Raw genomic sequence first — 13,513 nt, forward strand, 5'->3', positions numbered from 1 at the left:
TCCTCTAAATCGGGATAGCACCTTTATGTTAACAAAATAATTATTCAGGCCATGCTGTAGATTCATCTGTAGATAAAATATCGTGAACCCAAACAACATCTTTAGAAGTAGTTAAAGAATGATTATGTCCTGTAGCATCAACAAAGTTCTTACCTTCTCCTTCATTCAAGCGCCAGTATGCTTCCAATCCTTCAGAACTTGGACTAACCTGTACCATGCTATTCTGAATCTGAACGGCAGAACGTGCAACAGACCAAATACGAGCTTCACTTACTAAGATCTTACAGCTTCCCCACCAGCCACTTTGGTTACCATCACCATCGGTAAACCAATTTATACTAGTAAATGTTCTACAAGGATCTGAGCAAGCTAATGTACCACTATCTACACCGTTAACATAAATCTTGTAGTTCATACCATCAAATGTCACAGCCAAATGCTGCCATTTGTTAACTTCAAAATGATGACTTGGGTTAACATACATACCATCATGCAACTGAATCTGAACCAGAGAATGCAAAGGATGATCAGGATTTTCAGCATTCGGGTCTTCAAAACGCAATAAAATGTAACGCTTTTTATCACTTCCTCCATCGTCTGTTGAGAAGACTGCACGGTTACGATTATCTGTATCACTCACCTGGAAACGTACTTCAATGGTATACTGAGCATAAGTTTCCGGATTATCAATATAGCTCTGTGAGAATAGTTTTGCACCTCCAACAAACATTGGGGCAGAAAAACGAATAGTACTTTCTGCTAGAATAACAAAGCTACCAGTATTATCCATTGCAGGCAAAGCTCCATCTTTGGCAACCAAACGTAAAGGTAAAGCGTAAGACTCGCCCGATTTCATCATTTCATCAGAGAAAGCTTCCAAAGTAATTTCTGTTTCCTCTGCATTGTACTCACCAGCTTTAATCAATATATCTTCCGGCAATATATACTGACCTTTAGGTAATGTTATGTAACTTGTTCCATTCTGTCTATTAAACTCATCCAGAACAGAAGGATCTACAACTAATTTATAATGATTATCAGTAGTTGACAAATCACTCAAATGTATGTTCAAGGTTGTTTTACTTTCACCATCTACACTGACATTAACCTTCGAACTAGTACCAGACAATGCTTCTTTAATAAATGCATGAGTATCTAATACATCATATTCAGCATTATCGCAAGATGTAAAAGCTCCCAATCCAGCAATAACAGCTGAAAGAAGCCATATTTTTATATAATTTTTCCGTTTCATAAATTATTTCTCTTATTTTTTTAATAATGTGTGACTAGAAGGATTCATTATCTGAATAGCATTTCGCATATTCTTATATTCAGGATTTGTTCCAAATTCAGCTTCCATACGATAAGCTCCGACGCCTGCTTTCTGGAAACCGTTACGTGGAACCCAACGAGCCATGCCTTCTAATGACTTCATTTTATTTCCATAACTATCAGTAAAATCATATCCACCATTCATGGCAATATCTACTGCTTCAAAATTTTCAGTCATTATAGTCATATTAGTAACCTTCTCTTCACCTAATTCTTCGCCAAATGTAGAAATCAGAGCAGGTCCCCAAACATTTCCGTCAATCAAACGACCATTCAAATTACCATCCCCAGAGCAACTATAAGCCTGAATAATGAAATAATCGAAATAATGTCCAATTTCCGGTCTATCTGTTATTCTCTGAGGCTCTCCGTCTATAACCAACAGCTTTCCTGTTCCAGATTTAGGTCCAAAGTACTTACCTAATTCATCTACAAAAATGAAAAAGTTATTATTATCACTCTGTTTGACAATATTACCATGATAAGGTCCAGCAACGGGCTCATAGTCAATATCAAACCCATCATATCCATACTTATTCAAGGTATCAGCTACAGCTCTGGCATATGTACGGATTGCATTTTCTACAGCTTCTGTATTGCTTTCATCTTCAGGCCACCCCCAAAATTCATTAATAGCATCCTGTTCACTGGCATATCCATTTTCTTCCCAGTTGGCAGTAACAGATTTAGGAGTCATACCTTTGCCAATATTATCTATAATAGAGCAATATATGATTTTAGTACCTTTTACCTGCTGTACAAACTGCATATCTCGTTTTTGAGCATCAGATAAATCCAAGCCATTGTCCCAAATAGATACAATATCCATACTATCCGGGATACCAGCTAAAGATGTTTTCATAAAAGCACCTTCAGCATTCCATCCACTATACCATCCGAAAGCAACCTGATGATCAGTCTGCTTATACGCTCTTAATGCAGCATAATATTCTTCAGATGTAATTTCTTCAGGAAAGCTCTCTGCTTCGGTTTCCGTCCAATCGCTACAGCTTGCTACAAAAGGAGCGGCTAAGGAAAGTAACAATGCGTATATATAATATCTCTTTTTCATAGATTATTTCTTTTTTGAATATTCAATTAATTTTTCTTTGCCCATTTCAAATCAGTAGCTTCATTGTCAGCGCCACCCAATTCAGCTACACCCTGATTATAGTTTGCTGTATTATTCTGTGCTTCTGTATATGGGAAGCTCAAACGACGCATACCTCTTATACTACTTACGCCACAATCGGAAAGATTATCAATGCAAGGATAAAGTTCAGGATAACCTGTTCTACGATATTCTGCCCATGCTTCCATACCCAAAGGATAATTGGCAATCCACTTCTGAGTAATAATACGCTGGAAGTTTTTACCTGTAAGCGAATTATCGTTGTCATCCCATTTCACAGATACTGTATTAGTAATAGAAGCCGGTGCGTTTTGTACATCATCACTAGCATGTGATACGACAGGAGCTTGATCTATAGCTAAATAATCATCAGCAGCTACAGTATATTGTTCCATAGAAAGATTAATACCTGTTTCATAATATTCCTTAGCAGATTTATTACCAACATTCCAGCCTCTTAAAATACCTTCTGCACGTAAGAATGCTGTTTCTGCAGCACAAAATACCAGCAACTTATCAGATCCAGAAATGGCAGGTGTAGAGAAAGCAGAAGCAGCTCCTTTATCAAAATTGCTATCACCTGTACGCATACCGACATACTGATCTGTTTTGCCTGTCATAGTCGACTTATTAAAATACTTAGGCATACGAGGATCGTTATAAGCATTCATATAATCGACAATATTAGCATTTACACGCAAGTCACCCCAGCTGACAGCAGCCAATTGATAAGGATTAGTCTGTGTGCCACAGTCCATCATAGCATTGTCAGCATTAGTTTCAATTAATCCAGCCTTATCGGCAACAGCAGCCTCAGCTGCTTCCTTTGCCATATCAGGCCAAGCATTGCTGATACGCATTGCAACGCGTAAACGCATAGAATTGGCCAATTTAGCCCAACTTGCATAATTACCGCCAAACACCGGATCATTTGAACCTAGAGGAGCAAATCCACTTGTACCTACATAATAGTCATAAAGCACACTTGCAGCATTTGCCAAGTCTTCCAAAATATGCTTGTAAACTTCTTCCTGAGAATCGTAAGCTACATAGAAATTACCTTTCTTTACCTGACTATAAGGAAGAGGACCATAACAGTCTGCTACACGCAACATGGTAATGGCACGAATCATGCAAGCAAATGCATAATAATGACCTGTAGAGTTTGTTGCTTCCTGAATTTGGAAAAAGTTTCCATAAATCTTTTCAAACGGAGTATTCCATGGACCTGCACTCCATGCGTCACTTGGATTAAATGTTCCAAAGTTTGTTCCACTCCATGTATTAGAACAACAAAGATAACCACCTAACTGTCCTACCATCTGATCCATCATCTGAGAATCATTCTGCTGAATATTGACAATAGTTTCAATCATTGATTTCATCAGTGTAGCAGGATCGGCTTCATGGATCTGATACTGATTAGTATTATATTCTTCAAATTTATCGGTACAACCTCCTGCCAACATCAGTAAAGCTGCTCCCAATGTTATATGTTTCAAATAATTTTTCATAACGTGAATCTCCTTTAAAATTAGAATTGAACTTTTACATTAAAACCAATATTACGCAAACTTGGCTGCATAAAATAGTCCACATTCATATAATAGTTACTTGAAGTAGCTGCAGACAATTCTGGATCGAAAGGAGCTTTACAATAAATCATCCACAAGTTACGTCCTACAACACCTAAAGTAACATTAGCTACATTCTTAAACCATTTTTTAGGCAGAGTATAGTTCAAGCTCAATTCCTGCAAACGTACATTTGTTGCACTATACAAATAATAGCGAGCATATCCACCTTCACCTGTACCAATTGTCTGATAGTATTTCTGAGCATCAACCATACCATTATTAATAGGAATACCACCATTATCACGAGCTGTAGCAGAAGCTTCAGATACACCGTAATAATCCAAAATACCTTGTGTTGCTGAATAAGCCAATCCACCAACTCGAGCAGATAAAACAACTCCTAAATCAATACCTTTATAAGTAAAGTGGTTAGTCCATCCCAAATTGAAATCTGCATCCAAATCTCCAACTTTAGTCGGCGTAGAAGAAGATGTCATTGAAAGATTTCCATTCTGGTCTACTTTAATGTTACCATTGTTGTCACGAGTTAACTGATTGTATACATAAATATCAGTCATTGAACCACCTTCTGTCAAAATAACGCGGGGAGCAACATTTTCTTTTCCTAACCAACCAACAGGCATATTATCCATTTGGATTTCTTCTCCGGTCACAGGATTTATACTACCACTAGCCAAACGTACAACTTTATTACGGTTCAATGTGAATGTTGCATTTGAAGACCATCCAAATCCAGCCCATTCATCCTGGAAGCCAAGAGCTAATTCCAGACCTTGGTTTTGTACGTTACCAGCTTGTACAATCGCTTTATTATAACCAGAAGAAGAAGGTATATCAACCTTAAATGTTTGATTTAAAGTATTTGACCGATAATAAGTTGCATCTAAATTGAAACGGTTTTCCCAGAACTTCAAATTAAGACCGATTTCCCAAGACTTAGTCTTTTCTGGTTTCATATTATCCATCGGGTATACAGTCGGATTTTCCCAGTTGTGAGTTTGAGCATTATATTCATAACCAGGATTTGTCAGATAACGATCAAATGATGAAGCTACAACTGTATATGAACCACGAACCTTTGCATAAGTAATAACCTCCGGCAGTTCAAACATCTCAGACAATACAGCAGACAAACCAACTGATGGATAGAAGAAAGAAGCCTGATCAGAGAAAGCTAATTTAGAATCCCAGTCATTACGTCCTGTTAATGTTAAATACAACTGATTTCTCCAGCTTAACTCAGCACTAGCAAATACACTCTGAATTTCATCCTGGTATCCTTGAGGATCCGGTTTGTAGTTAGCAGAGAAGTTAATGTTATTAATTTGGAAGAAATTCGGAATAATCAAGTCACCGGCAAGGAACAATTCATCCATCGAAGTATGATAGATAGATGCACCAAAGTTTGCATTCAGTCTAAACTCACCAAAAGTTTTATCAATATTACCTAAAACATCAGCATACAGCGAACGTTCCTGGCGCATTGCATCTTCCAAACCACCATTCACACCACAGAAAGTAGTAAGAGTAGAAGCCGATTTTTCATTACGGTTACGATAATCTGAGTTATCCAAATTTACACGTCCTGTAATATTGAACCAATCGGTAACTTTCCATTTTAAAGAAGCGCTCAACATATAACGTTTCTTTTCAGAAGTACGCAAAATTTTATTTTGAATCCAATACGGATTTTGTAAAGACATACCACCATCACCATATGGCCAATATTGCCTCATATATCCATAATCTGTATCATAACGTTCATACAAACGGATTTCATCGAAGTTATCACCACGAGGGAATAAATACAGAGCTGGCAATGGGTTGTAATACTGTCCCTGTGACACCATATTCTTATTATTCTGAATAATGTATTGAGCACCGATGTCCAAAGTCAAACGATCATTCAAGAAGTTTGTTGTATTACGAGCCGTAAAGTTATAACGGTTATAACTATTATTAGGAAGGATACCATCTGAATTTGTTGTAGATGCAGACAAATAAGTCTGGTTCTTTGAATTACCTGTAGATAAAGCAATTGAGTTAATGATGTTTGTTCCTACATTGAAGAAATCCGAAGGATCATATCTGTTAGCTGTAGCAGCTCCCCAGCTAAACAAACCAGAACTTGTACCATAACGATTTTGCATTTCAGGCATGATATATGCCTTAGAGAAAGTTGTACTGTTTGATACTGTAATATTAGTTTTTTCAGTCTGACCTTTCTTTGTAGTAATCAATACGACACCATTTGCAGCAGCAGAACCATACAAGGCAGCAGCAGAAGGACCAGTCATCATACTAACACTGGCAATATCATCCGGGTTCAAATCGGCAACAGCATCAGAGCCACCCATATCACCGTACTGACCTTCACCACCACTCGAACCTGTATTAAAGATAGGCACACCATCTATTACATACAAGGCATTGTTATCCTTTGTCAAAGATTTCATACCACGCATAACGACACGAGCAGCACCACCGGCACCAGTTGCACCGCTACTGATTTGTACACCAGCAACTTTACCAGCCAAAGAATTCATAAAGTTCGCATCTTTTACAGCAGTCAAAGCATCACCTTTCACTTCCTGCACATTATAACTCAAAGCTTTCTGTGAACGCTTGATACCTAAGGCAGTTACGACAACCTCATCCAAGACTTCTGTGTCTTCCTTCATTACAATCTGTCCCAACTGAGGACGAACTGTCATTGTCTGAGTCTTATAGCCGATATAAGAAATCTCAAGAGTTGCTCCTTCATTCACAGACAAGGTAAAATTACCATCAATATCGGTAATAGTACCGTTTGTTGTTCCAACTTCAAGGATACTTACGCCAATCAAGGGCTCACCCTTTGCGTCAACTACCTGACCTGTTGTGGTAACCTTTGCCACAGAACTCGATGACAACGATTCATTTGATACTGAACTGCTACTTGATGAAGCATACAATGCTGCATTATGACCGGAAGCAATCAGCAAGAACAAGAGTAATTTTGATAATTTACTTCGTTTCATAGATTAAGATTTAATTTGTTATTAAAAAAGGTATCCTATTTTTTTTAAAGCAGATGCAAATATAATTATTTTACATTATCGATAGTATAAAAACAAAATAATTATATATATATTTTATAATAATTAAATATCTTAAAAATGTTAAGAACGAATTTAAGATATTTAATTACCTATCATTTCACAATGATTTCATCGACAAACTGTATACCATCTTTATATAAAGAATCAGCCATTGCCTGATATCTGATATATCGTGCATCAGTTTCACCTTCCCAACTGAATTTTTTAAATGACACTGAATCATCTTTTTGAACCTGATGATCAATAGCAGTTAGCTGAGTATAATCTTTACCATTAACAGAAGATGATATGACAACTTTTGATGGCATGTATACATAAGGTCCCCAAATCTGCATGAAATCAGCAGAGACAGAATGAATCTTTGTAACCTTCTCCAAGTCAATCACTACATCCATCCGATGATTATTTGCAAATCCCAGCCAACGTTTATCATTATAATTCCATCCTCCACGCAGACCATCAGTCAATGTTTTTTCTCCATTTGCCGGATAATTAGGCCAATACGGAATATTGAAAGTCACTTTTTTACCCAATGCCAAATGTTCTACCGGCTGGCTATATTCTTTTCTATTACCTATTTCCTTAGCATAATCAAAAGTATTATATCCTTTCTCTTTAAGTACCGGTATTATCTTTAATATTCTTTCGTGGAAAGAATCCCAAGATTTTTTTTCAGGTGCAGTCCATGCTACTTCCGACAATGCAATGGCACGCGGATAAAGCATATATTCCATATGCTCATCAGTTGGAATATATTCTGCCCACAAATTTGCTTGGACTCCCAATATAAAATCTTGTTTGTCTGCACTAATGGAATCAGGAACAGGATTATAAGAATATACTTTTTCCAACGGCAGATAACCGCCAATAGCCTCAGGCTGAGAATATGGTGCATCCTGATAACTGTCGAAATAACAATATTCTCCAGGAGTCATAATTGCATGATGACCAGATAATACGGCATCAATTCCGCCTTGTTCACCACGCCATGACATAACAGTTGCATTAGGAGCTAATCCACCCTGAAGTATTTCATCCCATCCCAGCAAACTGCGTCCATGTTCGTTCAGGAAACGCTCCATACGATGAATCAGATAACTCTGCAATTCATCAACATCCTTCAACCCTTCTTCTTTCATACACTTCTGACACAAGGGACAGCTTTTCCATGCAGCTTTCGAAGCTTCATCACCTCCAATATGGATATATTCGGAAGGGAACAACTCCATTACTTCTGTCAGCACATTTTCAAGAAATTCAAATGTCTTTTCATTGCCGACACAAAAATCAGATTGCTTTCCCGGTTCATGGGTACACGATAACTCCGGATATGCAGTAAGCACCTCTTCTGAATGAGAAGGCATTTCTATCTCTGGAATGATAGTGACACAATGTAACCGTGCATACTCTACCATCTCACGGATATCATCTTTTGTATAATAACCTCCTTGTGCTTCCGGATCTGTTTCTTCACAATATCCTCTATCACCATTCCACCACTCTTTCCAAGTCTTTCCTTTACGCCATGCAGCCAACTGAGTCAAACGAGGATATTTATCAATAGCAATTCTCCATCCTGCTGCATCAGTAAGATGCAGATGCAATCTGTTAAATTTATAATGAGATAACAGATCTATCTGCTTCTTTACAAATTCTTTCGAACGGAAATGACGCGAAACATCAAGCATAATTCCTCGATAGGGAAAACGAGGTTCATCTACTATATCAACAAACTGCACACGTCCTTTACCCTGCTCCGCCAACTGGATTAAACTCTGTACACCATAGAACAAACCGGCATCAGACAAAGCTTTTATAGAAACTCCATCTTCGCCAACATGTACAGAATAACCTTCGGGAGAAGAAATACCCTCAATAGCATCTACCAGTTCCAGACGAATAGAATTTGTCTTTGTATTATCCGCTTCGTACGATACTGGTAAGTTAGTCTCAGTAAATGCCGTTTTAACTATAGCCCAATCATCTTCATTTCCCTCAAAAGAAACACGAGTGTCCTTGTTCCATTCGAACGTACCGTTACCAAAAGAACATGAAAGCGGCAAAGGTGTTATAGCTACTTCATCTTTCTTTGTACAGCTGCCAGCCAGCAACAGCACCAGACTCAAAAGAGCCAACAGTGATTTTTTCATATAATCATTAATTTAAAATTATTTCGTCTACCAATAAAAATGGAGCCTTACCTGCATCCCAGTGCCAATCGGGCATACTCTTTTCACTGATTACCTTTATTTTAACATATGTAGCCTTACAAGGATCAAATGAAAGCTCATGTTCTATAATTCCATCTGAGTCAGACTCCTGCATTTGCTTATACTCTTGAGAAGCAACTTCTTTATAATTCTTATTGTCGGAGGATACAGAAACAGAAAAACCTCTGGCATCGAAAAGCCATGCATCTTTTCTGACATATACATGAACTGAAGCTGAGCTCAATATAGTTTCAGCCTGCATATTTATGACAGCCTCCAAATCATTACCTGCTACAGCCAGCCATGCTCCTGTATCGAAACTGTGATTACCATTTCTTCCGTCGACCAAAACGACCGGTCCGTCAGGGCTAAAACGGAATTCATTGGGCTGCAACAGCACAACAGGTTTCAAGGTAGCTTTATTGAAACGAATGGTATCAACAGATATTTTACTTGTACGGTCCGGATGAACTGCCATTGTTTTTAATACAACAGACTGGTCTATCGTAAAAGGTTTTGTATATTTCAATGATTTTTCTGTTGGATCCTGACCATCAAGTGTATAATAAATAGGATCATCGGCCATCGTACTTAACTGTACATTCAATACATGATTTACCGTATCAGCTTTCATGTCAACATTTACATCGTACACATGTGTAGCATAATTCCAGCCATAACAATCGTATACAGCAACCAGATGAGGAACTCTCCGCAGAAAATCTTTATAATCTTTTTTAGAAGGATCAGTCCACTGAACTTCCGCAGCTGCTCCTAGACGAGGAAGAACCATATATTGAACCTGAGAGAATACAGGAATATATTCTGTCCATAAATTAGCCTGTACACCTTTTATATATTGCTGCTCTTCTTTCGTCAGTTCCTTAGGCATCGGTTCATAATTATAAGTCTTCTCAATAGGCAGATATCCACCGATAGCCAGAGGCTCATCTTCCACTTTCTTAGACTGATAATAATCGAAATACAAATATGTATTGGGAGTCATTATCACATCGTGATGCTGATGAGCAGCTTCAATGCCTCCACTTTCACCAATCCACGACATCAATGTAGCATCAGGCACCAAACCTCCTTCCAGTATCTCTGTCCAACCAATGATACGTTTTCCTTTCTCTTTCAGATATTTTGCAGCTTCCTGAATCATATAACTCTGCAAACGTTGTTCCTTTGTATGTTTGGCATCCGATTTCAATCCCAGACTCTTGATTCGCTCCTGACACTTCGGACACTTCTCCCAACGAACTTTCGGACACTCATCTCCGCCAATATGAATATATTCAGACGGGAATATATCAGCAACTTCAGACAACACGTCTTTTACAAACTGCAATGTAAAATCATTTCCTACACATAAAACATCCTGAGATACCCCCCATATCGTTCTTACTTCATAAGGTCCTCCGGTACAGCCCAATTCTGGATAAGCTGTCAGTGCAGCCTGCATATGTCCCGGCAAATCAACTTCAGGAATGATAGTAATATGACGCTTGGCTGCATAATCAATTACATCACGCAATTCATCCTGAGTATAATATCCACCATAAGGTTTCCCATCGTATATACCACTATACCAACGACCGACTACCGTTTCTTTACGCTCTGAAGCAACAGACATCAGTTTGGGATATTTCTTTATTTCAATACGCCAACCCTGATCGTCAGTCAAATGCCAGTGGAAACGGTTAATATTATGCAATGCGAGCATATCAATAAAAGTCTTGACTTCATCTACCGTATAGAAATGACGAGCCACATCCAGCATCGCACCACGATAAGCAAACCGAGGCTTATCATAAATCTCTACTGCAGATAAATTCACGTTTATATCCTGAGCCACAGGTAAAGATTTTCTTAAAGTCTGGATGCCATAAAAGACACCAGCTTCGGAAGCTCCGGAAATGCAAACTCTTTTATCATTAACAATCAATTTATATGCTTCTGCGTTATCGTCACTCAGATCAAGAGTCAGGCAAATCGCTCCATCTACCGGCATACCAGCATGGGAAGTCAGCTTTACTCCTGTCTGTCTTTCTACATAATCAACCAAGAACTCTGCATTATCCTGCATCTTCCGATTGTTTTCAGGATATATAACAGCAACTCCGTCTTTCAACAAAAAAGAAGCATCTCCTTTACAATTTACATCTAGTGGCTTGGGAATGATTTCATAATCAGAATTCAACGTTCTTTTTTCGGAGCATGCATAAAAACAAGTAGAAAACAATATACACAGCACGCCCATCAAATTAAATGAAATCCTTTTCATACAGCAAGTAAAGATTTAAGTATAACAAAATGGCAATTCCATCTATTTTTGCAATTACCTTATGCAAAGGTATAAATTTAAATAACAATAGCAAGAATATTAATTAAATATTTTAATAATAAACAAATCCTTATTTCTGTATTTAAATAATTATAACATATATAATTGACATCATCAATATATCAATAAACAATACTTCGGTAAATTTTTACCGATAAATTAAAATTAAACATAGAATCGGCATAATCCGGTTCAAAAATATATTCAAGAGATCATTGAAATACTGTCAAGAATGAATCGTCAAGGAGTAAGAAAAGGGATGAAAAAGATATGCTAAACAGCTGAAAACCAACAGAAAAGTATTGCATAATTTGTTGATTATTAGTAAATTAGAAGTATTCCACCACTTTTAATTATGACTAAAGAATCACTCCTTATGCAATACCAATCCGAGTGCAGAAACGCTCTCGAATCAGTTGTAAATATAAGCAAATCTTTTCAGAAAGTATTCATGGATGCAATGAAATTGTTCATGGCTATACCTAACCGCGTCAATTTCCTTCAAATGGGACGATATGGATGTTTCTCGGAACAGACATACCGGAACAATTTTGAGAATGATGACTTTGACTGGTTTTCCTTCAATGAAGCCATCATCAGGGAACACCTTAAAGGTGGTCGCAAGGCGATAGCCGTTGATCCGTCTTTCATTCCAAAATCAGGCAGCAAAACGCCGTGGATTGGCTATTTCTGGTCCGGTTGTGCCGGTGAATACAAACGTGGACTGGAAATAACCGGTATTGGAGTTATAGACGTTGACAACCATGAATGTATGACTTTGGGCTCTGTACAGACACCTGATAACGCAACGTTGGAAAGCTACGGGAAGAATCTTGTAGACTGGTACAGTTCTTACCTTATCAGCATACAGGAACATCTGAAACGTATTTCTGGCACTGTCGTATGTGATGCGTTCTTTTCAAAGGCAACTTTCATCAAACCATTGTGTGAGAACGGATTCCACGTTATAAGCCGCTTCAGAAATGATGCAGTGTTGTTTTATCCCACCTTAGAAAATAGGACAGGAAAACGCGGACGTCCAAAATTGTATGACGGAAAGATTGATTTTGAAAATCTGGACATCACAAGATGTACCGAGTATAAAGTGAACAAGGGTAAACTTTATGGACTGAAAGCATACTCCAAAGCACTCAAACGTTTTTGTGAGCTTAGCTGTATGGTATCCTATGGATGGAAGAACGGACAAATGGCAGCTGTATTTCTCCACGGACGAGATGCAGGATGCCAAGGAGGTTTTAGACTTCTACAGGACACGTTTCCAGCTCGAATTCTGCTTTCGCGATGCCAAGCAACATGCCGGAATGACGAACTGTCAGGCAACCGACTTCAGAAAACTGGCATTTCACTTCAATGCGTCACTTGCAGCGATAAACCTTGCCAAAGCTGCCTGTAAGAAGATGGGAATAAAATATTCCATATCATCATGCAAGTCAGTCATACACAATGCTTACATGCTTGAACGATTTATTTGCGTGTCTGGGATTGAGCCAAACACGCAATTAATTGACAAACTTTTCAAAGAACTCATTTTATTTACCGCCAAAGCCGCTTAGGCTTGGCGAATTTTTAACGAACTATTGTCAATAAAAGAAGCTCAATAGAAATTGCTGATAGAAATAAAAAACATATACAAAAAAGTTTATTCCTATTCTGATTTTTAAGGACTATTGCTGTTTAATCAGCCAATAAGATAAAATCAGTCAATACAGATTCAAAAGCCAAAACCAGAAACAGAACTCAACAAAATAACCATCGGCTTATGCAGCATA

6 protein-coding genes and 1 pseudogene are annotated in these 13,513 nt (G+C 37.9%); 1 reads left to right on the plus strand and 6 read right to left on the minus strand.

The genetic code is table 11. The features are described 5' to 3' along the window. Positions 1-40: 40 nt before the first annotated feature. The 6 genes from BACCOP_RS04540 to BACCOP_RS04565 all read right to left on the minus strand — a co-directional run bounded on the left by BACCOP_RS04540 (position 41) and on the right by BACCOP_RS04565 (position 11,663). Positions 41-1,255, minus strand: a complete 1,215-nt coding sequence (locus tag BACCOP_RS04540; RefSeq protein WP_007566803.1) for a BT_3987 domain-containing protein — start codon at positions 1,253-1,255, stop codon at positions 41-43. Positions 1,256-1,267: 12 nt separating this feature from the next. After that, complete coding sequence (locus BACCOP_RS04545) at positions 1,268-2,407, minus strand: glycoside hydrolase family 18 (protein ID WP_007566805.1); 1,140 nt, start codon at positions 2,405-2,407, stop codon at positions 1,268-1,270. A 26-nt stretch (positions 2,408-2,433) separates the two neighbouring features. Next, complete coding sequence (locus BACCOP_RS04550; RefSeq protein WP_007566807.1) at positions 2,434-3,981, minus strand: SusD/RagB family nutrient-binding outer membrane lipoprotein; 1,548 nt, start codon at positions 3,979-3,981, stop codon at positions 2,434-2,436. Positions 3,982-4,001: 20 nt separating this feature from the next. Continuing rightward, positions 4,002-7,085: a SusC/RagA family TonB-linked outer membrane protein gene (locus tag BACCOP_RS04555; protein WP_083779542.1), complete on the minus strand. Its 3,084-nt coding sequence runs from the start codon at positions 7,083-7,085 to the stop codon at positions 4,002-4,004. A gap of 173 nt (positions 7,086-7,258) precedes the next feature. Then, positions 7,259-9,316, minus strand: coding sequence for a glycoside hydrolase family 20 protein (locus BACCOP_RS04560; protein WP_007566811.1), 2,058 nt, complete (start codon positions 9,314-9,316; stop codon positions 7,259-7,261). A 7-nt stretch (positions 9,317-9,323) separates the two neighbouring features. After that, the gene (locus tag BACCOP_RS04565) at positions 9,324-11,663 is read right to left on the minus strand and encodes a glycoside hydrolase family 20 protein (RefSeq protein WP_007566813.1); all 2,340 of its coding nucleotides are present in this window, start codon (positions 11,661-11,663) and stop codon (positions 9,324-9,326) included. Between the two features lie 415 nt (positions 11,664-12,078). On the opposite strand from BACCOP_RS04565, the pseudogene BACCOP_RS04570 reads away from it, so the two are divergent. Next, positions 12,079-13,297 (plus strand): annotated as a pseudogene (locus BACCOP_RS04570) (transposase). The last annotated feature ends 216 nt before the right edge of the window (positions 13,298-13,513 follow it).

It is taken from the genome of Phocaeicola coprocola DSM 17136, from assembly GCF_000154845.1.
Classification (GTDB): domain Bacteria; phylum Bacteroidota; class Bacteroidia; order Bacteroidales; family Bacteroidaceae; genus Phocaeicola; species Phocaeicola coprocola.

Coding starts and splice junctions, on each gene's coding strand:
- BACCOP_RS04545 (WP_007566805.1), bottom strand. CDS start 2,407: ATGAAAAAGAGATATTATATATACGCATTGTTACTTTCCTTAGCCGCT.
- BACCOP_RS04565 (WP_007566813.1), bottom strand. CDS start 11,663: ATGAAAAGGATTTCATTTAATTTGATGGGCGTGCTGTGTATATTGTTT.
- BACCOP_RS04550 (WP_007566807.1), bottom strand. CDS start 3,981: ATGAAAAATTATTTGAAACATATAACATTGGGAGCAGCTTTACTGATG.
- BACCOP_RS04560 (WP_007566811.1), bottom strand. CDS start 9,316: ATGAAAAAATCACTGTTGGCTCTTTTGAGTCTGGTGCTGTTGCTGGCT.
- BACCOP_RS04540 (WP_007566803.1), bottom strand. CDS start 1,255: ATGAAACGGAAAAATTATATAAAAATATGGCTTCTTTCAGCTGTTATT.
- BACCOP_RS04555 (WP_083779542.1), bottom strand. CDS start 7,085: ATGAAACGAAGTAAATTATCAAAATTACTCTTGTTCTTGCTGATTGCT.